Source organism: Oleiagrimonas sp. C23AA, from assembly GCF_011759385.1.
In the GTDB taxonomy this organism is placed as follows: domain Bacteria; phylum Pseudomonadota; class Gammaproteobacteria; order Xanthomonadales; family Rhodanobacteraceae; genus Oleiagrimonas.
Window position 1 is genome coordinate 218,837 of sequence record NZ_JAARLY010000002.1, and the last position, 22,316, is coordinate 241,152.

Below are 22,316 nucleotides of genomic sequence, written 5' to 3' on the forward strand. Positions count from 1 at the left end.
CGCCAACGTGCACGAAGGAGGCGCACATGATGGTTGTCGCCACGATGGCGCTGGCGCTGGCGTCGAGTGCTGGCACATGCGCCCGCGTACCGCACAGCGAGGCGCTGGCCGTGGTTTGCTCGCAGCCACCCCTGCATGCCTTGCAGCAGCGTATCGACCGTTTGAGCGCGGTACTTCGAGGTGATTATCGCGGTGAACAGCGGCGTCTTTTCGCCGAGGGCGAACGGTTTTTCCGCATCGAGCGCGAGGCGTGCGCACAAGCAGATGCGGCCGGTGGCATCAGCGAGTGCCTTCGCCAGACATTGGGCCGGCGCTTGCACACCTTGCAGCGCCTGCAGAAAGCGCCGCAGGCCCTGGCGGGGTCCGTGGCCAGCTACCTCTATGTCTATCCCGACTACCTGCAACGCTTCGCCAACGACTACCAGGGGCGAACGGTACACGTCTTTGGTGTGGTACGGCCCGCGCATTGCAGCGTGGATGGCCATCTGGCGGCCTCACGTGCGGCGCTGGTATTTCACGGCACATCGTTGTCGCTGGATCTGCCGCCGTTGCGCGCCGAGCAGGGCAAGGCATTGTGTCGCCAGGCCCCGGCACGCTGGTGGCGTGTGCAGGTTCAGCTGCGCGATCGTCGCCTGCGATTGACATGGAAACCGCAAGGAGCAGGGCGTTGAAGCCGTTGGCTGGCGTGCAGCTGGAGACGACCACCGATTGGCCAGCCGCCGAGGCGAAGATACTCAGCGACGGCATCGTCGGCTTCAACCGTGCGGCCCGGCCCGACCTGGAGCCGGTCGAGGCCGAGCAGCGCTTTCTGGTGGTGGCGCGCGATGGCGCTGGCCGGGTGTGTGGCGGGCTGCGTGCACGCTGTTTCTGGAACACGCTGCACATCGAGTTGATGTGGGTGCACCAGGCGCAGCGCGGTCGGGGGCTGGGGCGCGACATTCTGGCCGCCGCCGAGGATCGGGCGGTGTCGCTGGGCTATGCGCTGGCCCATGTAGAAACCACCAGCTGGCAGGCGCTGACGTTTTATCGCAAGGTCGGCTACGCCTTGCGTTACGCCATGGAAGGGCGTCCGGTGGGCGAGACGTCCTACTATCTGTCGCGCAGCTTGCCCGTTTAGTCGCAGTACTTTAAGGTTGGCGCGCCTGCAGGGCGACCTGCTTGCCGCCAGGAAGGTGCTGGCGGCCGACCTCGACAAAATCCATGGCGGCATGGAAAGCAGCCGACGCCGGGTTGGGTGGCGCGATGTCGTACTCGCAGCCGATCACGCTGACGTCTTTCCGCGCCCAGGTGAAGGCGCCCGCGTACAGCGCCGCCGCATGGCCGGCGCGGCGCGCCTCGGGCGCCACCACGACACGGTCGATATAGGCAAAACGCGCGTAGCGGTCGGCAAACCAGCGGTAGTTGGCACTGGCGTAATCGGCGCCTTCGCGCAGCACCAGTACAAAGGCATGCGGGGCGCCCACCGGACCGATAGCGCGGTGCCAGCCCGGTTGTGCCAGCAGGTGCGCCAGATGCGCACCGTCCATGGGGCTGAGCACGGCGACAAAGCGCGCGTTGAGCGACAGGATGGCCGCATGATCAGCGGACTCGATGGGCCGCGGTTGCATGCTCACCACATCAAGTCGTCGGGCACCGGCGGGAACTGGTCGTAGTAATCGTCGTCCTCGCTGCGCTTGGCATCAGCGTCGCCGTGATCGACCACGATCAGGGTGGCCTCGCGTTCGCGTACCTTGTCGGCCGACGCGCGCGGCAGCAGCGCGTAGCCCTCGCCATGACGGCAGATCACCAGCGCGCCGCGCGCCAGCTGACCGCGCAGGTCGGCGGTGATGCGCACATCACGAATCACGCTGCCATCGGTAAACCGATACGGCTCTTCGCCGTCCAAGGGAATCTGGTGCGTGTTGATGATGTGCACCGCCTGGGCGTGGGCTTCCCTGGCCTGCGCCTTGGCCTTGTGCTCGGCGGCCAGAGCGCGGTCACGCTCGGCGCGTTCGGCCTGCAGGCGCGCGCCGTCCACGTCTGACGCGGGCGCGTCGGCCTGCTTGCCTTTCTGCTTGCGCTGGCGATTTTTCTCGCGCACCACTTCGTTGACCTTGGACTTCTTGGCCAGGCCTTGTTTGAGCAGCTGATCCTGCAGGGCGTTTCGCATGGGATTTTTCCGGGCGGCGCTTCAAGTCCGCCATCACGTGCCAAAGTGATGATTTTCGTGGATGCGTGGTGGCCTGTCCATGTGTCCGGACATGTCTTCGCGCCATGGACAATGCGGGTGTGCAGTGTCAGATTTCTGGACCAGGCAAGCTTCACACGATTGGGTTGTTGGTAACGAGGGGAAACGCATGCGAGCGATCAGGGGTGTTTGGCTGGGACTGATGCTGGCGTTGCCGGCGGTGGCCACGGCGGCGAGCGCGCCACCGGACGGGGCGACTGTCGAGCTATGGCACGGCCGAATACCACCCGACGGCACGCGCCAGGCGGTCACCGAGAAAAACGGTGGCACCAACAGCCAGACGCCGGCCTCGAAAGCCGATCCGCAGGCTACCCAAGCCAGCTTGCCGAACCTGACCATCCACCTGCCCAAGTCCAACCCGACGCACACGGCGGTGGTGGTGTGCCCGGGTGGCGGTTACGGCTTTCTGGCGTTCGACTGGGAGGGCACGCAGGTGGCGCGCTGGTTCAACGCGCACGGCGTGGCGGTGTTCATACTGCAGTATCGCTTCGGGCCGAAACATCACTACCCGCAACCGACCGACGATGGCCGCCGCGCGATGCGCTGGGTGCGTTATCACGCCGCCGACTACGGCATCGATCCCAGGCACATCGGCATCATGGGGTTCTCGGCCGGCGGCCATCTGGCGTCCACCGTATCCACGCATTACGCCGACAGCACGGCCATTGGCCATGACGCCATCGCCCGCGTATCGGCGCGACCGGATTTCACCATTCTGGGTTATCCGGTGATCACCATGAAAAAGTCCTTCACGCACATGGGATCGCGCCAGAACCTGCTGGGCAAGCACCCGTCGCAGGCCTTGGTGAACAAGCTTTCCAACGAAACCCAGGTCACGTCGGACACGCCGCCGGCTTTCATCTATGTGACCGATGCCGACACGCTGGTGCCGCCCACCAACAGCATTGAGTACTACCTGGCACTGCATCGCCACCATGTGCCGGCGGAGCTTCATGTGTTTCGTGTCGGCGGGCATGGCTCGGGGCTGGGCAGCAAGGACAAGCTGCTGGCCGTGTGGCCCGATCTGCTGGCGCGCTGGATGGCCGGCATGGGCCTGATGACATACCCGGGACTTGGTGTCGAACACAGTCCGATCCAGTAAGCGTCAGGTGGCCGGTCCGATCATAAAAAAAAGCGCGACCGCAAAGGCCGCGCTTTTTTGTTGACCGATACCGGTGCCAGGTACCGGAGGCGATCAGTAGCGGTAGTGCTCGGGCTTGTACGGGCCGTCCACCGGCACGCCGATGTAGTCGGCCTGCTCCTTGGTCAGACGCGTCAGCTTCACGCCGATCTGCTCCAGGTGCAGGCGCGCCACTTCTTCGTCCAGCTGCTTGGGCAGGCGGTAGACGGTGTTCTGGTAGCTGTCCTTGTTGGCCCAAAGGTCGATCTGCGCCAGCGTCTGGTTGGAGAAGCTGTTGGACATCACGAACGCCGGGTGGCCGTGCGCGCAGCCCAGGTTCACCAGGCGACCGTCGGCCAGCAGGTAGATGCCGTGGCCATCCGGGAAGGTGTAGTAATCGACCTGCGGCTTGATGTTCTCGCGCTTGATGCCATCGGCCTGCTGCAGCTTCTCGACCTGGATCTCGTTGTCGAAGTGGCCGATGTTGCAGACCAGGGCGTGGTTCTTCATGCCCTTCATGTGTTCGAAGGTGATGATGTCGCGATTGCCGGTGGTGGTGACGTAGATGTCAGCCTCGCCAAGGGTGTCCTCGACGGTGGTGACCTCGAAGCCTTCCATCGCCGCCTGCAGCGCGTTGATCGGGTCGATCTCGGTGACGATGACGCGCGCGCCGAAGCCCTTCAGCGAATGCGCACAGCCCTTGCCGACATCGCCGTAGCCGCAGACCACGGCGACCTTGCCGGCCACCATCAGGTCGGTGGCGCGCTTGATGCCGTCGGCCAGCGATTCGCGGCAGCCGTAAAGGTTGTCGAACTTGCTCTTGGTGACCGAGTCGTTGACGTTGATGGCCGGCACCAGCAGCTTGCCCTGTTCGGCCAGCTGGTACAGGCGATGCACGCCGGTGGTGGTCTCTTCGGAGACGCCCACCCAGTCAGCGGCGACAGTCTTCCAGAAGCCCGGGCGCTCGTCGCGGGTCTTCTTCAGCAGGTTCTTGATGACCTGCTCTTCGGTGCTGGTGCCGGGCTGGTCGACCCAGTCCGAACCATTTTCCATTTCCACGCCGTTGTGGATCAGCAGCGTGGCGTCGCCGCCGTCGTCGACGATCAGCTGCGGACCCTTCTGGCCCGGATGGGTCAGCATGTCCAGCGTGCACTGCCAGTATTCTTCCAGCGTCTCGCCCTTCCAGGCGAACACCGGCACGCCGCTGGCGGCGATGGCCGCGGCGCAGTCATCCTGCGTGGAGAAGATGTTGCACGAGGCCCAGCGCACCGAGGCGCCCAGGTCGACCAGGGTCTCGATCAGCACCGCCGTTTCCTTGGTCATGTGCAGTGAGCCCGACAGGCGCACATCCTTCAGCGGCTTGTCACCGGCATATTTGGCGCGGATTGCCATCAGGCCTGGCATTTCCTGCTCGGCCATGGTGATGCGCTTGCGGCCGGCGTCGGCCAGACCAATATCGCGGACGTTGTAGTCGTGCGTGGAGTCTTTCATCACGGCATTCATGGTTTGCTTGGCTCCGTTGTCTAGGGCGCCGTTGCGGGTGGTTCGCCGAGCCTGACCGAGGCCGAAAACGCGCTCTTCCAAGCGCTTCCCAGCCCAGTTGCAACGCCCCTCGGCGGCATTGAGACGGTCATTATATCGCTGTGTCCGGATAAAACGATGTCAACCGCGTGGAAACGGCGTAAATGCGCACATGCCATAAGCGTGTGGCCGGTGCGTTCACATTCGGCGCGTATAGTGGAGGGCTAACCGAACTGGAGGAAACATGACCACGCGAACCGATTCCGACGAGCTGCGCAACATCGAGTTTCTGCCCCACGACGGCCCGCTGCGTGATGACGTCAGACGTCTGGGCGCCCAGGTGGGCCGGATGCTGGCAGAGCAGGGTGGCGAGCCCTTCCTGGAACGCGTGGAAAATGTGCGCACAGCGGCCATCAGCCGACGCGAGGCTGGCAATGACGTGCAGACCCTGGCCGGCAAGCTGAGCGGCCTGGATGTGGCCGAAAGCGAGTCGCTGGCGCGCGCCTTCGCCGCCTACTTCCATGCCGTGAACATTGCCGAGCGCGTGCATCGTATTCGCCGTCGCCGCGACTATCAGCGCGACGCCGACGCACCCTCGCAGCCCGAATCGCTGGCCGATGTGCTGGAAAAGCTCAAGGCCCAGGGCGTGTCGGCCGACGAGTTGCTGCAGTGGATCGACCGGCTGGATGTGGAGCCGGTGTTTACCGCCCACCCCACCGAGGCCGTGCGCCGCTCGCTGCTGGAAAAGGAGCAGGAGATCGTGCGTGCGCTGGTCGCCGATTTCGATGCCAGCCTGCCGCCGGCCGAGCGCGCCGTGGACTTGGCGCGCATGCGCATGGCCATGACCGCCAGCTGGCAGACCGCCGAGGCCTCGCGCGTGAAGCCCTCGGTGCAGGACGAGTTCGAGCACGTCACCTTCTACCTGTCCGATCCCATCTACCGAGTGCTGCCGGCGTTCTATGAAAGCTTCCAGCACGAGCTCAAGCGCGTTTACGGCATCGAGCAGCCGCTGCCGCGCGTGCTGCGCTTTGCCTCGTGGGTGGGCGGCGACATGGACGGCAACCCCAACGTCGGTGCCGATACCATCACCGAGACGCTGCGTGCGCAGCGCGCGCAGGTGCTGGAGCGCTACATCGACGACTGCGCTCACCTGGGTCGGCTGCTCAGCCAGACCGATGACCGCATCAACGTCGATGCCGCCTTGCGCGAGCGCCTGGCGCATTACCGCGAACAGTTCCCCGAGGCCGATGCGCAGATTCGTCCGCGCCATCGCGACATGCCGTATCGCTGCCTGCTGACGCTTATGAAGGCGCGCCTGGAGGCCACGCTGGACGATGCCGACACCGGTTACGCCAGCGTTGACGGCTTCGCCGAGGATCTGGGCCTGATCGCCGCCAGCCTGCGCGCCAACAAGGGCGAGCATGCCGGTCTGTTTGCCGTCGAGCGTTTGCAGCAGCGCGTGCGCAGTTTCGCCTTCCATCTGGCGCGCCTGGACGTACGCCAGGATTCACGTGTGCATGCCGATGCGCTGGCTGCGCTGCTGGGTGACGAAGGCTGGGCCGAGCGCGAGGTCGGCGAGCAGGTTGCCACGCTGCGTGATTACGCCAAGGGCGACAAGGCGCTGGCCGCCGGCGAGGACGAAACCGCCACGCGTCTGCGCGATGTATTCACCGCCATGGCCGCCGGCCGCGAGCGTTACGGTGCCGAAGCGCTGGGTCTTTACATCATCTCCATGGCCGAATCGGCGGCCGACGTGCTGGCCGTGCTGGCGCTGGCGCGCCACGGCGGTTTGACCGAGCCTGCCGACGCGGGAGGCGATCGCGTGCCGCTGGATATCGCGCCGCTGTTCGAGACCGTGGATGATCTCACGCATGGCCCGGACACCTTGCGCGCGCTGCTGGAGGATCCGGTCTACCGCGCACACCTGAAGCAGCGCGGTGATCGTCAGTTCATCATGTTGGGTTACTCGGACAGCGGCAAGGATGGTGGCATTCTGGCTGCGCGTTGGGGGTTGCAGCGCGCTCAGGTGGAACTGCTCAAGGTGGCCCGCGAGGCCGGCATCGAAGTGGTGTTCTTCCACGGCCGTGGTGGTTCGGCCAGCCGCGGTGGTTCACGTGTGACGCCGGCGCTGATGTCCTCGCCGCGTGGTTCGGTCGCCGGTCGTTTGCGTGTGACCGAGCAGGGCGAGGTGATTCATCGCCGCTACGGCATCCGCGCGCTGGGCGTGCGTCATCTGGAGCAGACCGTGGGCGCGGTGCTGCGCGCCAGCCTGCGCCCGCGCGAACCTGACACCCGCGAGGATGACTGGCGTGCGCGCATGTCGCAGCTGGCCGCCTACAGCCGCGAAACCTATCGCGATTTCGTCACCGATCCGAACTTCGTGCAGTACTTCCGCACCGCCACCCCGATCGACGTGATCGAGCACATGACGCTGGGCTCGCGCCCGTCGCGCCGTCGCTCCATGCGTGGCGTGGAGGATCTGCGTGCCATTCCCTGGGTGTTCTCCTGGACGCAGTGCCGCTCCATCATGCCCGGCTGGTACGGCGTGGGCAGCGCGCTGGAGCGTGGTGCGGAAGAATTCGGCGAAGATGCGTTGGCGGAAATGGCCCGCGACTGGCCGTTCTTGGCGACGCTGCTCAACGACGTGGAGATGGTGCTGGCCAAGGTCGACCTGGATATCGCCGAGACCTTCTCGCGCCTGTCCGGTGATCTGCACGGCCACTTCTTCCCGAAGATTCGCGAAGAGTTCGAGCGCACCGTGAAATGGGTGCTGCGCCTGAAGGGTCAGGATCGCCTGCTGACTGATGATCGCCGCCTGGAGCTGTCGATCCGCTTGCGCAACCCGTACATCGATCCGATGAGCGTGCTGCAGGTGAACCTGCTTGAGCGCTGGCGTCAGGGCGGTAGCGACGATGCCCAGCTGTTGCGCGCGCTGGTCGCTTGCGTCAACGGCGTGTCGCAGGGGCTGCAGAACACCGGCTGAGCCGCACGCGTACCCGCGGCGCTGTGGCACCGGTGTCGACCGCGCTGGCGATACTTCGATCCCGCAGCGGTTCGCAGCCTTGGGTCGCGGGAAGACCGCATGCGTGCCCGCCGTTTTGCCGTGCCGGTGCGTCCCTCGACGGGAGCGCACCGGTCGACGGCGGCGCTTGCGCCCGGGACGTCGCCCCATGCGGCTTCATCCGGAGCCATCCGCTGCCTATTCCGTTCCATCGCCGAATCGGCCGTCCGCCGGCCGGATGCCTTGGCAGGCGTGGAAGCGACATCCGTGTGCGCGGCGAAAAATTGTGAATGGACGCTTAAACGTCCATCAATTGGATTGGATGGCTGGTCTTGAAGGTCGGCGTCAATGCCCTATCTACCGCAAAGCCAGAGCCGCGGACCGCGGGTACCGTGCCTGGCGTCGTATCGCTGCGCCAGGGTGCGACAATCCGCCGGCCGCCTGCCGGCGAATCGATCCCGGTGACGAGACGACGCCAGGGCGCCGAGCCGTCTTCCGCAATGCGAATGCCGCGGCACCGGCAACCGAACCGATCGATGCGTTGGAGGTGATTGTCATGAGCGTGAGTCAACTCATCCCCTGGAACCGTAACCGCACCGCGCTGGCGACCCAGCCGCAGGCGCGTGATCCATTCCTTTCCCTGCACCGCGAGGTCAACCGCCTGTTCGACGACCTGTGGCGCCAGTTCGACGCGCCAGCGGCCGTCGGCGGCATGGGCGGCTGGCCGGCCATCGAGCTGGAGGAGCAGGACAAGGCGCTCGTACTCAGTGCCGAGCTGCCGGGCATGGACGAGAACGACGTCGAAGTCACTTTCGTCGACCAGGCTCTGGTCCTGCGCGGCGAACGCAAGGGCGGCCGCGACGACAACGCGCGCCGCGCCAGCGAGCGCTTCTACGGACGTTTCGAGCGCCGCATTCCGCTGGACGTGGAGATCGAGCCGGAGAAGGCCAAGGCGGAATTCCGCAACGGCGTGCTGACGGTGACCCTGCCGAAGTCGCCGCAGGCGCAGTCCGAGCCGGTGCGCATCCGCGTCTCGAAGGCCGCCTGAGCGTGGCTGCTTCCGTTTTGCCGCCGGCTTCTTCCGCCGGCGGCCTATTCTAGGGCCCGCGGTCGGCGCGGCGGTGCGCGCCGGCCGCCTTTTTCCAAGGGGGTAGCGATTCATGCGTATTGCCCAGATTGCTCCGTTGTACGAGTCGGTACCGCCGCGTCTTTACGGCGGCACCGAGCGCATCGTGGCCTACCTGTCCGATGCGCTGGTCGATCTCGGCCACGAGGTCACCGTGTTTGCCAGCGCCGATGCGCACACCCGCGCGCGCCTGGTGCCCGTGCGCGACTGCGCCGTGCGCCTGGACCCGGCGCCGCTGAAGTCCGACATTGCCTCGCACCTGTCGATGCTGCAGGAGGTGCGCCGCCGCGCCGATGCATTCGACATCCTGCATTTTCATACCGAGCTGCTGCACCTGCCGTTCTTCGAGGACCGTGCCAGCCGTACCCTGACCACGCTGCACGGGCGTCTGGACCTCAAGGGCCTGGCCGAGGCGTACCACGATTTCCCGCACTATCCGCTGGTGTCGATTTCCGAACAGCAGCGCCAGCCGCTGCGTTTCGCCAACTGGGCCGGCACCGTGCCGCACGGGCTGCCGGCCGACCTGTACCGGCCGGTGGCGGAGCCGGCCGGCGACTACCTGGCCTTTCTCGGCCGCACCGCGCCGGAGAAACGGCCCGATCGTGCGGTGGCGATCGCGCGTCGCGCCGGCGTGCCGCTGCGCATGGCGGCCAAGGTCGATGCCGTCGATCTCGACTATTTCAACAAGCAGGTCAAGCCGCTGCTGGACGATCCGCTGGTGCGCTTCATCGGCGAGATCGGCGATCAAGGCAAGCAGCACTTCCTCGGCAATGCCCGCGCGCTGCTGTTCCCGATCGACTGGCCCGAGCCGTTCGGCTTGGTGATGATCGAGGCCATGGCTTGCGGCACGCCGGTGATCGCCTGGGATTGCGGTGCCGTGCGCGAGGTGGTCGAGGACGGCATCAGCGGTTTCGTGGTGCGTTCGGAGGAAGAAGCGGCTGCCGCCGTCCGCAAGGTACGCGAGCTGGATCGCCGGCGCGTGCGCGAGGCATTCGAGCGGCGCTTTTCGGCGACGGCGATGGCACGTGGCTACCTGGCCATCTACCGGCGCCTGGCAGCGACCGGCACGCCGGCTCCGGATCCGCAGTCGGCGCAATATGCCTGAGGCGGCCATGGACGCGAACGTGACCCAGGGTGCGGCGACGACCGCGCGCAGCCTGTTCGCGCTCAAGGACGGCGACAGTTTCGTCGTCTGCGACGCCCATGGCGACATCGGCGGTGGCGACGGCGACGATGGCCTGTTCCGCGACGACACACGCGTGCTGTCGTGCTGGCGGCTGCAGGTCGGCGGTCGCCCGCCGTCACTGCTCAGCGCCGCGGTCAGCCAGGACAACGTGTTCTTCACCGCCCACCTGGGCGACCGGCCGATGCCGCACGGCACGGCCTACATGGAGCGCATGCGTTTCCTGTGGGACGGGCGCCTGTACGAGCGTATCGCCTGCGTGAACTATGGCGAGCAGCCGCTGCGGTTGCCATTGCGCCTGGTGTTCGCAGCCGACTTCCACGACATGATGGAAGTCCGCGGCGCGTACCGGGGCGCTCGCGGGCGCCTGCTGGCGGCCGAGCTCGGCACGCAGTCGGTGGCGCTGCGCTACGCCGGCCTGGATGGCTGCCTGCGCCGCAGCGTGATCGCGTTTTCCCGGGTTCCGGACGCGCTCGCCGCCGACGCCGCGGATTTCGTCGTCACGCTGCCACGGCTGGGACGCAGCGAGTTGTACGTCGAAATCGGTGCCGAGCCGGCGCGGCCCGGCCGCGCCCGCTTCCGCCATGCCGCCGCGCAGGCGCGCCGGACGATGCGCGCGCGCCGGCGCCGCGGCGCCCACGTGCGCAGCAGCGGCCATCTGTTCAACGCCTGGCTGGAGCGTTCCGGCGCCGACATCGCACTGCTGACCAGCGAGTTGCCAACCGGGCCGTATCCGTATGCCGGCATCCCGTGGTTCTCCACGCCGTTCGGTCGCGACGCCATCGTCACCGCACTGCAGACGCTGTGGCTGGACCCGGCGCTGGCACGCGGGGTGCTGGCCTTCCTGGCCCGGCACCAGGCGCACGAGACCTCAGCGTTCCGCGACTCGGCGCCGGGCAAGATCATGCACGAGACGCGCAAGGGCGAGATGGCGCAGTTGCAGGAGTTGCCGTTCGGCCTGTACTACGGCGGCGTCGACACCACACCGCTGTTCGTGATGCTGGCCGGCGCCTACGCCGAGCGCACCGGCGACGACGCTTTCATCGACACCTTGTGGCCGTCGCTGATCGCCGCCTGTGGCTGGATCGAGCGTGCCTGCGACGCGCATCCGCAGGGCTGGCTGGCCTACGATCGCGGCGCCGACAGCGGCCTGGCCAATCAGGGCTGGAAGGACAGCGGCGACTCGGTGTTCCACGCCGATGGCCGCCTGCCGCGCGCGCCGATCGCGCTGGTCGAGGTGCAGGGGTATGCCTTCGCCGCCTGGCGCGCGATGGCGGCGCTGGCCGAGCGGCGCGAGGACGCGGCTGCCGCCGCACGCTGGCGCCGGCGTGCGGCGGCCATGCGCGAAGCGGTGGAACGCCATTTCTGGGACCCTCAGCTGGGCACCTACGGCCTGGCCATCGACGGCGACGGCGCACTGTGCCGGGTACGCACCTCCAATCCCGGCCACCTGCTGTACGTCGGCCTGCCGGCTGCGGCACGCGCGCAGGCGGTGATCCGGCAGTTCCGCTCGCCGGCGTTCGACAGCGGCTGGGGCGTGCGCACGCTGGCCTCGGACCAGGTGCGCTTCAACCCGACCTCCTACCACAACGGTTCGGTGTGGGCGCACGACGTGGCCCTGTGCGCGGCCGGCATGGCGCGCTATGGCGACCGTGACGGCGCGGTGCGCATCCTCGGCGAACTGTTCGAGGCGGCAGCGCATTTCGGCATGCGCCTGCCGGAACTGTTCTGCGGCTTCAACCGTGCCGCCGGTGAGCCGCCGGTCGCCTATCCGGTGGCTTGCCTGCCGCAGGCCTGGGCCGCTGGCGCGGTGTTCATGCTGCTGCAGGCCTGCCTGGGATTGCGCGTGGACGGCCGCCGCGGCGTGGTGCACCTCGACCGGCCACGGTTGCCGCACGGCCTGGACCGCCTGTCGCTGCAACGGCTGGCGGTGGGCAGGGGCGGCATCGACATCGGTTTCGAGCGCATTGGCGGGCGGGTGGTGGCGTACCGCACCGGCGGCGATCCGGGTATCGACGTGCTGGCGCGAATCTAGCCGCCGGGTCTGGCGCGGAGCCGTGGCTGATTCGCGGCGGCCGCGCCAGGCCCGGTGGATGGTTGCGGTGCCGCGGACGGTGCGGTCCGACGCGGATCGACGGATCATGGACCGGGATTCGGGATTGCTGCCCGCCGGTGCGTCCGTTATCGGACACGGCGTCCGCGAGCGGACGCACCGGCGCCGGCGGGTGTCGCCTGGGCATCACACAAGCCGTTGATATACAAGCCCGCGGTGGCATCGGACACGGTTGGCACACGGTTTGCGAAAGCCGTCGCATGGACGTCGCCAACACCACCCTCAAGACCCGCAAGCGGCGCCGGCTGCGCTGGATGATCGGCGCCGGCGCGTGTGCCGCCGCCGTCCTGGCGGTCGTGCTGTGGCGGCTCGGCCCCGCGTTGCCGACAGTCCAGCGCGCCAGCGTCTGGATCGACACCGTCAAGCATGGCCCGATGCTGCGCGAGGTGCGCGCCACCGGCACGCTGGTGCCGCTGGAAAGCCGCTGGCTGGCGGCGGCGACCCCGGCGCAGGTGGAAAAGATCCTGGTCTGGCCCGGCGCCCGGGTGAAACCGGACACGGTGCTGATGCGTCTGGGCAATCCGGAAGTCGAGGACCGCCTGCGCAACGCGCAGGCGCAGGTGGCGGCGGCGCGGGCACAGGTGGCGGCCAAGCGTGCGCAGCTGCATTCGCAACTGCTCGATACGCGCGCCCAGGAAGCCGATGCCCAGGCCGCCTACGCCTCGGCCCGGGTGAAAGCCGCAGCCGATGCCAAGGCGATCAGGCAGCAGTTGATTCCGCGTGTGGAATATCAGCAGGAGCTGATCGCACTCAAACAGCTCAAGTACCGCGTGGACATCGACACACAGCGCGTCGTCGCCTTCGCCGGAGCAATGCAGGCACAGCTGGCCGCGGCGACGGCCGATCTCAACCAGCAGCGCAGCAACCTGGTGCTGCGCCAGCGCCAGGCCGACGCACTGGTGGTGCGCGCCGGCATCAGCGGCGTGCTGCTGCAGCAGGTGCCGGTGCAGGAGGGCCAGCAGGTCGCCGCCGGTGCCAACCTGGCGCGGGTGGCGCGGCCGGACGTGCTGATCGCGCGGCTGCAGGTACCGGAGGTGCAGGCCAAGGACGTCGCACTCGGCATGCCGGTGACGGTGGACACCTACAACGGTCTGGTGCAGGGCACCGTCTCGCGCATCGACCCGGCGGTGACCGACGGCAGCGTGCGCGTGGACGTGCACCTGAGCAGTCCGTTGCCGCCCGGCGCGCGGCCGGATCTGTCGGTGGACGGTCGCATCCTGGTCGCGCGGCTGGCGCACGTGCTCTCCGTCGGCCGCCCGGCGCAGGCCAAGGCCCATGGCGACATCAGCCTGTTCCGGCTCGACCCGGCCAGCGGCATCGCCACGCGGGTGCCGGTACGCATCGGCGCGGTCTCGGTCGACCGCGTGCAGGTGCTGCACGGCCTGAAGGCCGGCGACCAGGTGATCCTGTCCGATACCAGCCAGTGGGACGGCTACGACCGGATCCGGGTCGAATGAGCGTCCGGACCCCGTATGCGGCATGCCGCCATGCGGCCGGGACACGGCCGTGCGCCGCCCGGCACGCCCGGCACGCCCGGTGCGCCCGGTGCGCCCGGTGCGCCCAGTGCGCCCAGTGCGCCCAGTGCGCCCAGTGCGCCCAGTGCGTGCCGGGTGCCTTGCCGTCGGAGACGTCTGCCGCCATCCGAAGGGTATCCATCGTCATCCCGGCGCAGGCGGGGACCCGGTGACTTGGTACGTTTGCAGACACGTGCTGCCAGCGTGCGCCCGGGTGGCGACGGCGGGTGGTCCGTGCCGGGGTGCGCAGTTTCTCTTTCCCTGTTTTCAACCCATTCGACAAGGATGAAGCCATGCATGCGTCCGAGCCCGTCATCACCCTCGAAGGCGTGCGCAAGGTGTTCCAGACCGACGAGGTCGAGACCCACGCGCTCAGCGAAGTGCACCTGGGCGTGGCCCAGGGCGAATACGTGTCGATCTCCGGTCCGTCCGGCTGCGGCAAGACCACGCTGTTGTCGATCCTGGGCCTGCTCGACACCGCCAGCGAAGGCCGCTACGTGCTCAACGGCCACGACGTCGCCGGCCTCAACGCGGCGGCCCGGGCGCGCATTCGCAATGCGCACATCGGTTTCATTTTCCAGGCCTTCAATCTGATCGGCGACCTGACCGTGGCCGAGAACGTGGAGCTGCCGTTGACCTATCGCGGCGGCATCGGCACCGCCGAGCGCCGCCAACGCGTCGAGGAGGCGCTGCAGCGCGTGGGCATGGCGCACCGCATGCGTCATTACCCGGCGCAGCTGTCCGGCGGCCAGCAACAGCGCGTGGCGGTGGCGCGCGCGCTGGTCGGCAAGCCGGCGATCCTGTTGGCCGACGAGCCCACCGGCAACCTGGACTCGCGCAACGGCGAAGCCGTGATGGCACTGCTGGACGAGCTGCACAAAGCCGGCTCGACCATCTGCATGGTTACCCATGATGCGCGCTATGCCGAGCTTGCCCAGCGCAAAATCCGCCTGTTCGATGGCCGCGTGGTGGACGAGGACACCTTCGAGCGCCTGCGCCGCGAGGATGAAGCCCGCCTCGAAGCGCTGATCGCCCCGCACACCGGCGCACCGGCGTGAACGTCGCTCTGACCGAACTATGGCGCGCCTGGCGAGCCAGCCTGCGCCGTCCGGGGTTCGTGCTGCTGGCGGCCGGCGTGCTGGCTCTGGGTATTGGTGCCAGCGTGGCAGTGTTTGCCCTGATCAACGGCACATTGCTGCAGCGCCTGCCATTTCCGCAGGCATCACGCGTGGTGGTGCTGGGCAAAATTTTTTCGGGCGAAGTGGGGCCGATCTCGCCACACGAGTATCAGTATCTCAAGCACATGCCGGGCGTGAAGTCACTGGGCCTTATCCGTCCTGGCTCGGTGACCAATATTTCCGGTAGCGGCGCACCGCGCCAGATCCCGGTGACCTACATCGATCGCGGCCTGCTTCCTGCGCTGGGGGTTCGGCCCGTGCTGGGGCGAAATTTCAGTGTTGCCGAGGATCGTCCTGGCGGCCCCTCTGTGGTGCTGCTGAGCCACGGTCTTTGGCAGCGCCGCTATGGCGGCGCACGCGATGTGGTGGGCCAGGGCATGCAGGTGGAAGGGCGCGCGGCGACCATCATCGGCGTATTGCCCAAGGGGTTGGATACCTTGTCGCACGCTGGCGGTATCTTTCTGCCATTGGCTTTGCCAGCGGCCAGCCGTGATTACAACCATAGCGGCCACATGGCCATTGCCCGCCTTGATGGTGGTGTATCGATTCACGACGTGGCCGCGCAGGCCGATGCACGTGAGCGGGCGATGTATCGCGATATGGGCATGGGCGGTCACTGGGACCGGCCACAGTTTGGCGCTGCCACGCTGGACGTCACCCTGCATCGTGGTGAGCGGCCGCTGTTGATGCTGTTCACTGCCAGTGCCGCCGTGGTGCTGCTGATCGCCCTGGTCAATCTGACCAACCTGATGCTGCTACGCACCTTGTCGCGAAGCCATGATGCCGCTGTGCGTCATGCCTTGGGCGCGCCATTTCTTCGCCTGCTGCTACCTGCCATGGGCGAAGGCCTGTTGGTCGGCGCGGGCGGGGCTCTGGTTGGCATGGCGTTGGCATGGGCCGGATTGGTGGCCTTGCGAGATCGCATTCCAGCCGAGTGGCTGCATGGTGGCCAGATCACGGTGGGGCCGATGGCGTGGGTGTTGGCCTTTGCCGTGGGCATCATCGGTGCGCTGCTGGCGGCGTGCCTGGGCGCTTGGCGCAGCCGTCACGCCATGGGCGTGGACACCCTGCGCGAAGGTGGACGCAGTGGGTTGGGGCTGCGCAGCGGCCGCCTGGGACGCGCGCTGGTGGTGGCCCAGGTGGCTTTGGCCATGGCCCTGTTGAGCTCAGCCGGCGTTGTCGCGCACAGCCTATACACCGCCTCGCAGACGCCGCTGGGCTTTTCCAGCGAGCACATCCTCACCTTCGAGCTGGCGCCGGTGAAAGCCCACTATCCAGACGGGCAGGCGGTCAAGGCGATGTCGCAGCGCCTGGTGCAGCGCCTGCGCTTGATTCCCGGCGTGACGGATGCGGCCGTGACCACCAACCTGCCCACAGGTGATGGGCTCTATGATCAGTTCAACAATCGTCTTGAAGCGGCCGGCGGCAAACAGTTCTATGCCCAGCTGCATGGTGTGGGAAATGGCTTTTTCCAGTTGTTTTCCATGACCCGGTATCAGGGCCGGGTGTTCACGCATGACGACACGGGCGGCAGTGAGCCGGTGGCTGTGGTCAGTCGTGATTTGGCCACCAAGTATTACGACGGCCATGCCGTCGGCAAGCTGATCAAGATCGACATGGCCGAGGGACCGGCCGTGCCTGTGCGCATTGCCGGGGTGGTCGCCAGCACCTATCAGTATGGGCCGTTGGCGCCTAGAACCCCGGTACTTTATCTGCCGTTGGCGCAGATGCCTGCATCCACGTTCGCGATCGTGCAGAAGATAGAGCCGCTGCGCTTTGCCCTTCACGTACAGGGCCGGGTGGGCGACTGGCGCGCAGCGGTGCAAAAGGCGGTGGCCGAGGTGGCGCCCGCTCAGCCCATTTCCCATGTGCAGCCCATGCGCCGCATCGTTCGGCAAACCACGGCCAACGCTCGCCTGAGCCTGTGGCTGATCAGCCTGTTCGCTGCGCTGGCGCTGCTGCTGGCGGTGGCGGGCTTGTATGCGGTGATGGCGGTGGCCGTGGCCTCCCGCGAACGCGAGTTCGGCACCCGCATGGCGCTGGGCGCGTCACCGGCCCGGATGACCCAACTGATTGTGCGTGGCGGTATGTACCAGGTGGCGATCGGTCTGCTGCTGGGCATAGCGCTGGCATGGGGTGCGGCTCGCGTTCTCGCCCACATGTCGGCGGCGCTTTCGGTAACGCGTGTGGGGACCATCGATCAGGTGGACCCGTTGGCGTGGTCATTGGTGGGCGTGGTGCTTACGCTGGCCGGTTTTGTGGCCTGCCTGCGGCCGGCATGGCGAGCATCGCGCGTGCAGCCGATGTGCGCGCTGCGCGGGGAGTGAGGCGAGGTTATGAGCATCGTACTGAGTGAAATGTGGCGTGCCTGGCGCGCCAGCCTGCGCCGGCCGGGGTTTGTGTTGCTGGCGACCGCGGTACTGGCGCTGGGCATTGGGGCCACGGCATCGGTGTTCATGTTGATCGATCAAGTGCTGCTGAAGCCCTTGCCGGTTCCGCAGGTCTCGCGTCTGGCCGTGCTCGGCCCGCTCGACGGCGGGCAGGTGTCGGGCATTTCCCCACAGCAGTACCAGCATCTCCAATCGCTTTCCGGAGTACGTTCGATCGGACTGATGGAGCGCTTCACGCCCACGGCGAACATTGCCGGCGGCGGCGCGCCGGAGCAGGTGCCGGTGACCTACGCCGACCGCCATCTGTTGCCGACCCTGGGTCTGCACGTGCAATTGGGGCGTAACTTCAATGCCCAGGAAGATGCGCCGCATGGGCCGAAGGTGGTGATTCTGACCCATGGTTTCTGGTTGCGGCGCTACGGCGGCGATCCCGATGTGATCGGGCGCGACATGCAAGTGGAAGGGGTGCCGCACGCCATCATCGGTGTGCTGCCGGCCAGTTTCGATGCCGTGGGCAACGACGGCGAGATCATGTTGCCGACAGCTTTGCGCGCGGGATCACTCGATGACGGAACCAACTACATGGCGGTTGCCCGACTCGACCAGGGCACGACCGTAGCCAGTGTCGCGCAGCAGGTCGATGCACGTCTGCACGCCATGTACGTGCAGTCCGGCAACAAATACTGGCTGCACGCCCGCCTCGGTGCGCAGGGTTTTCGCGAGGCGATGCATGCGGACAGCCGCCCCAAACTGATCCTGTTCCTTTGCAGCGCGCTGTTCGTATTGCTGATTGCGTTGGTCAATCTCACCAATCTGATGTTGCTGCGCTCGTTGTCGCGCAACCACGATGTCGCCGTGCGTCGCGCGCTGGGTGCGACGCGCTTGCGGCTTGTCTTGCCTGTGCTGGCCGAAGGCTTGTTGATCGGTGTCGGCGGAGCGCTGCTCGGGGTGCTTCTGGCTGCTTTGGCGATGGCATGGCTGCAGCATTTCATTCCCGCGGCATGGTTGTCTGGTGGTCGGGTGCATCTCAGAGCGTCGGTGTGGGTTCTGGGACTGACGCTAGGGATTGCTGGTGCGTTGCTGACCGCAGTCCTGGGTTTGTGGCGCAGCCATTCCGGCATGTCTAGTGACGAATTGCGCGAAGGTGGGCGCAGTAGCATCGGCGTGCGTAGCGGTCGTCTCGGCCGGGCGCTAGTGGTCGTGCAGATGGCCTTGGCCATGGCGTTGCTCAGTGTGGCTGGCGTGTTTCTGCATACGCTTTACGATGCCGCACGCACGCCGTTGGGCTATGCCAGTCAGGGGATTCTCACGGTGGATCTGGCGCCGATGAAAGCAGAATATCCGGACGCCGCCTCGGTCGTATCACTGTCCCGTCGCCTGGTGGAGCGATTCCGTGGTATTCCCGGTGTCGATAGCGCTGTCGGCATGACCAACTTGCCCGGCGGAACCCGGTTCGACCAATTCAATATCGGGGCCCTGCACGCACCGGGTGGCGAGGACTTCAATAGTCAATACCACGCGGTCGGCCCCGGCTTCTTTCAGCTGTTCGGGATTCATTTGTTGCAGGGACGCGCGTTTTCGCGCAACGACATCCGGGGTAGCGAGGCTGTGGCTATCGTCAATCAGGCCATGGCCGAAAAGCTTTATGGCGGGCATGCCCTGGGCAAGACGATTCAGCAGTTCCACGGCGAGAGCGGTTGGTCGGCACGTATTGTCGGCGTCGTCGGCAACACCAAGCAGTTCGGTCCGCTGGGCTCGGAGCCCATGGTGCTCTACGTGCCGCTTGCGCAGGTTTCGGAAGATGCATTGCGTGTGTTCCGCAGTTTCGAGCCGATGCGGTTCACGATTCGCGTGCACGGCGATCCGAACGGATATCGCGAGGCATTGCGTCAGGCGATTGCCGAGGTGGCGCCGGATCAGCCCATCGCCCACATGCGCACGATGTCGGACGTGGTGGCCTCCACGTTGGACGCGGTGCGCTTGAATCTTCTGCTGGTGGGCGTTTTCTCGGCCTTGTCGTTGTTGCTGGCCTCCGCGGGGTTGTACGCGGTGATGGCGGTGGCGGTCGCGGCACGCGAGCGCGAGTTCGGCGTGCGCACTGCGCTCGGTGCGTCATCCTCGCGACTGATCCAGTTGGTATTGCGGGGTGGTTTGCTGCAGATCGCGATTGGACTGGCCCTCGGCGTGGTGCTGGCGCTTTCCTTTACCAGTATGTTGCGTGCGGTGATGGAGCAGATCGGGCGCAGTGGCCTGTTTGATCCCGGTGCAATGCTGTGTGTGGCGCTGACGTTGTCGTTCGCCGGTTTGTTGGCCTGTCTTGTACCGGCTTTGCGCGCAGCGCGTACCCCGCCGATGCGAGCCTTGAGAGGGGAATGAGCATGCTACGCACGTTTTGGCAGTCAGGGCGGCGTTTGGCGCGCCGTCCGGGACACACGGCGATTTCGGTGCTGGTGCTGGGTGTCGGGCTGGGCATGGTGGGGTTTCTTTTCAGTCTGGTGCAGCGCACGGTGCTGGAGCCGCTGCCGTTCGCTCATGCTGACCACCTGGTGGTGGTGGGACATGCGCATGTCGATGGCATCGGCATTGGGCATGTGGGCAGCCGCGAGTGGCTGGCGATGCGGGGCTCGCTGCAGGGCGTGCGCCGGCACGGCGCCTTCCCGGTGGCCAGCTATGTGCTCGAAGGCGGGGGCGATACACCCGCCAGCTTCGAGCAGGGCGGGCAGATGACCGCATCGACCATGCATATGCTTGGTGCCAAGCCCTTGCTCGGTCGTGGGCTGACCGCTGCCGATGAGCGCCCTGGTGCCACGCCAGTGGTGGTGCTGAGTGCCGCCTTGTGGCGTCACCGCTTCCACGCTGACAAAGCGGTTCTGGGCCGAAAAATTCAGGTCAATGGCCAATGGCGCACGGTGGTTGGCGTGATGCCGTCACGCTTTCAGTTTCCGGGCCGGCCACCTTGTGGACGCCGTTGAATTTGAAGGCGGCACAGGACTTCGATGTCGAGGGTTTGGTCTGGCTGGCGCGGGGTACCTCGCTGGCCGCGTTGCGCCAGCAATTGGCCAGCCTGCAGTCGCAGCTCGATCCATTGATCCACGGCGCGCATCGCGCGCGCCAGCTCACTGCCAAGCCGTTGGGCGTTTACGCCGTGCACGAGGATATCCGCCGCTGGGTCGGGCTGATGTTCGCCGCCGGCTGCCTGGTGCTGCTGCTGGCGTGCATGAATGTGGCCAACCTCCAGCTGGTGCAAGTACTGAGCCGGCGCCATGAACTGGCCTTGCAAGGCGCGTTGGGATGCAGTCGCTCACGGCTGCTGATGGAAGCCTTGCTTGGCAGCGTGTGGCTGAGTGCGGCGGCGCTGCTGGTGGCGCTGCCGATCATGCACGGCTGCAGCCAGTGGCTGATCCAGATATACGCCGACAACGACCAGGCGCTGAGTAGCTTCACCCAGCGCGGTGTCGGTGCGCCGGTGTTGGGTTTCGTGGTGGTGATGGCGCTGCTGTGTGCCGCCATGGCTGCAGTGATTCCGGTATGGCGGGTGTCCAGGGAAGATATCTCGGGCCTGTTGCGCGACGGCAGCAAGGGCTCGGCGTCGGGTTTCGCCCGTGTCGCGCGCGTGTTGGTGGTCGCCGAAATTGCCCTGACCGTGGTGCTGTTGACCGGAGCCGGCACGCTGGTGAAAACCCTGCGGCAGATACTGGCGCAGCCGGCGGCGGGGCAGGTGGCACCCGAGCGGATATTGACCGCAAGGCTGGCTTTTCCGGTCTCGAACGGTGGGAATGCGCATCAGGTCGAGAGTGTCCTTCGGCTGACACAGCACTTGCGGGACGATCCGGCCGTGGCGGCGGTGACGCTGGCCAATCTGATCCCCGAATACGATTACGGCAGCGACGAGTACATCGCCGCGCAGGGGCAGCCCAAGCCCGCCCAGGGTTGGGTCGATGCGCACACTGGCATGGTCGATCAGCATTTCCTCGCCACCTACGGCGTGCCGTTGCTCAAGGGGCGCTTTTTCGGCGCGCAGGATGACGCGACCAGCGCGCCTGTGGCGGTCATCGACACGGTAACTGCCCAGCGCTTGTGGCCGGGACGCGAGGCGCTTGGGCAGACTCTGGTATTGCACCCGGAGGCGCACGTTGAGCGATTCAAGGTCATTGGTGTGATCCCGCCTCTGCGCGCCACCGGGCCGTTCGATCCACCGCAGCCGGAAGTGCTGCTGGCGTGGCGACAGATGGCCGGTGACTTCTCTGTGCAATCGCTGGCGATACGCACCAAGGCCACGCAGGCGGAAAGTTATCTGCCGAGTCTGCGCCGGCGCGTCCAGCAGGTGCTGCCGCAGGTGGCCGTCTACCGCGCCTTCAGCCAGGCGCGCTTGGAGCAGATGGATCGTCTGGGGTTACGTGTGTTGTCGCAGGTGTTCAGCGTGTTGGGGGCGGTGGCGCTGGGTCTGGCCGGGCTCGGCCTTTATGGCGTGCTGGCGTTCTCGGTGGCGCAGCGCACGCGCGAAATCGGCATCCGCCGGGCCATTGGTGCCGGGCATCAGGCGATCATCGCTCAGGTCGCGCAACGGCTGGTCTGGCAGGCGGGCCTTGGTTTGCTGATGGGGCTGGCGCTGGCCTGGCCGTGGACCTCGTTGCTGGCACGTTCGGCACTGCCCATGCAGCCGCACGACCTGACGGTGTTTGCGCTGTCGGTGGCGGTCATTTTGCTGGCCATGGCTTTGGCTACGTGGCTGCCGCTACGGCACGCTTTGCGCGTCGATCCGGCCGTGGCGCTGCGCTATGAGTGAGGGCGATGTGTCGCCGATGAGCGATACGTGATCGAACGCGCCTGTTAGGAACCCGCGCCTGCGCCGTGCGGCACGGCACATGGCAGACGTTTCACTTTGGAAGGCAGAGCGCCGGTGTGAGGAAAATCAGGACGCTCCCCAGCTGCCTTTTCCCCCG

The 22,316-nt window shown here is 66.7% G+C and carries 16 protein-coding genes and 1 riboswitch; of the genes, 13 read left to right on the forward strand and 3 right to left on the reverse strand.

What is annotated here, in order from left to right; all coding sequences use genetic code 11:
• The first annotated feature begins 26 nt into the window (after positions 1-26).
• Both HBF24_RS04050 and HBF24_RS04055 read left to right on the forward strand, forming a co-directional pair.
• Positions 27-671 (forward strand): hypothetical protein, encoded by a 645-nt coding sequence (locus HBF24_RS04050; protein ID WP_167169340.1) that lies wholly within the window; start codon positions 27-29, stop codon positions 669-671.
• Positions 668-1,117 carry a GNAT family N-acetyltransferase gene (locus HBF24_RS04055; RefSeq protein ID WP_167169343.1) on the forward strand — a complete coding sequence of 150 codons (450 nt, stop codon included), beginning with the start codon at positions 668-670 and terminating at the stop codon, positions 1,115-1,117. The genes HBF24_RS04050 and HBF24_RS04055 overlap by 4 nt, the downstream gene beginning before the upstream one ends.
• Positions 1,118-1,127: 10 nt before the next feature.
• On the opposite strand, the gene HBF24_RS04060 is transcribed toward HBF24_RS04055, so the two are convergent.
• A complete protein-coding gene (locus HBF24_RS04060; RefSeq protein ID WP_167169346.1) occupies positions 1,128-1,607 on the reverse strand; it encodes a GNAT family N-acetyltransferase in 480 nt (159 codons plus the stop codon).
• Between the two features lie 2 nt (positions 1,608-1,609).
• Positions 1,610-2,149 (reverse strand): DUF2058 domain-containing protein, encoded by a 540-nt coding sequence (locus HBF24_RS04065; RefSeq protein ID WP_167169349.1) that lies wholly within the window; start codon positions 2,147-2,149, stop codon positions 1,610-1,612.
• A gap of 187 nt (positions 2,150-2,336) precedes the next feature.
• On the opposite strand from HBF24_RS04065, the gene HBF24_RS04070 reads away from it, so the two are divergent.
• The gene (locus HBF24_RS04070; protein ID WP_167169352.1) at positions 2,337-3,329 is read left to right on the forward strand and encodes an alpha/beta hydrolase; all 993 of its coding nucleotides are present in this window, start codon (positions 2,337-2,339) and stop codon (positions 3,327-3,329) included.
• Between the two features lie 93 nt (positions 3,330-3,422).
• On the opposite strand, the gene ahcY is transcribed toward HBF24_RS04070, so the two are convergent.
• Positions 3,423-4,850, reverse strand: coding sequence for an adenosylhomocysteinase (ahcY, locus tag HBF24_RS04075; protein WP_167169355.1), 1,428 nt, complete (start codon positions 4,848-4,850; stop codon positions 3,423-3,425).
• Positions 4,851-4,866: 16 nt separating this feature from the next.
• A riboswitch (S-adenosyl-L-homocysteine riboswitch) is annotated at positions 4,867-4,965 on the reverse strand.
• 147 nt (positions 4,966-5,112) lie between these two features.
• On the opposite strand from ahcY, the gene ppc reads away from it, so the two are divergent.
• The 10 genes from ppc to HBF24_RS04125 all read left to right on the forward strand — a co-directional run bounded on the left by ppc (position 5,113) and on the right by HBF24_RS04125 (position 22,159).
• Positions 5,113-7,851, forward strand: a complete 2,739-nt coding sequence (gene ppc, locus HBF24_RS04080; protein WP_167169357.1) for a phosphoenolpyruvate carboxylase — start codon at positions 5,113-5,115, stop codon at positions 7,849-7,851.
• Between the two features lie 574 nt (positions 7,852-8,425).
• Positions 8,426-8,917, forward strand: a complete 492-nt coding sequence (locus HBF24_RS04085; protein WP_167169359.1) for an Hsp20/alpha crystallin family protein — start codon at positions 8,426-8,428, stop codon at positions 8,915-8,917.
• A 112-nt stretch (positions 8,918-9,029) separates the two neighbouring features.
• Positions 9,030-10,100, forward strand: coding sequence for a glycosyltransferase family 4 protein (locus tag HBF24_RS04090; RefSeq protein ID WP_167169361.1), 1,071 nt, complete (start codon positions 9,030-9,032; stop codon positions 10,098-10,100).
• A 7-nt stretch (positions 10,101-10,107) separates the two neighbouring features.
• On the forward strand, positions 10,108-12,213 hold the full coding sequence (locus HBF24_RS04095; RefSeq protein ID WP_167169363.1) for an amylo-alpha-1,6-glucosidase: 2,106 nt from the start codon (positions 10,108-10,110) through the stop codon (positions 12,211-12,213).
• A 278-nt stretch (positions 12,214-12,491) separates the two neighbouring features.
• A complete protein-coding gene (locus HBF24_RS04100; protein ID WP_167169365.1) occupies positions 12,492-13,748 on the forward strand; it encodes an HlyD family efflux transporter periplasmic adaptor subunit in 1,257 nt (418 codons plus the stop codon).
• Between the two features lie 350 nt (positions 13,749-14,098).
• A complete protein-coding gene (locus HBF24_RS04105; RefSeq protein WP_167169367.1) occupies positions 14,099-14,863 on the forward strand; it encodes an ABC transporter ATP-binding protein in 765 nt (254 codons plus the stop codon).
• The gene (locus HBF24_RS04110; protein WP_167169370.1) at positions 14,860-17,310 is read left to right on the forward strand and encodes an ABC transporter permease; all 2,451 of its coding nucleotides are present in this window, start codon (positions 14,860-14,862) and stop codon (positions 17,308-17,310) included. The genes HBF24_RS04105 and HBF24_RS04110 overlap by 4 nt, the downstream gene beginning before the upstream one ends.
• Before the next feature lie 9 nt (positions 17,311-17,319).
• Positions 17,320-19,749: an ADOP family duplicated permease gene (locus HBF24_RS04115; protein ID WP_167169373.1), complete on the forward strand. Its 2,430-nt coding sequence runs from the start codon at positions 17,320-17,322 to the stop codon at positions 19,747-19,749.
• A gap of 2 nt (positions 19,750-19,751) precedes the next feature.
• Complete coding sequence (locus HBF24_RS04120; RefSeq protein ID WP_167169376.1) at positions 19,752-20,345, forward strand: ABC transporter permease; 594 nt, start codon at positions 19,752-19,754, stop codon at positions 20,343-20,345.
• A complete protein-coding gene (locus tag HBF24_RS04125; protein ID WP_167169378.1) occupies positions 20,342-22,159 on the forward strand; it encodes an FtsX-like permease family protein in 1,818 nt (605 codons plus the stop codon). The genes HBF24_RS04120 and HBF24_RS04125 overlap by 4 nt, the downstream gene beginning before the upstream one ends.
• Positions 22,160-22,316 lie beyond the last annotated feature (157 nt).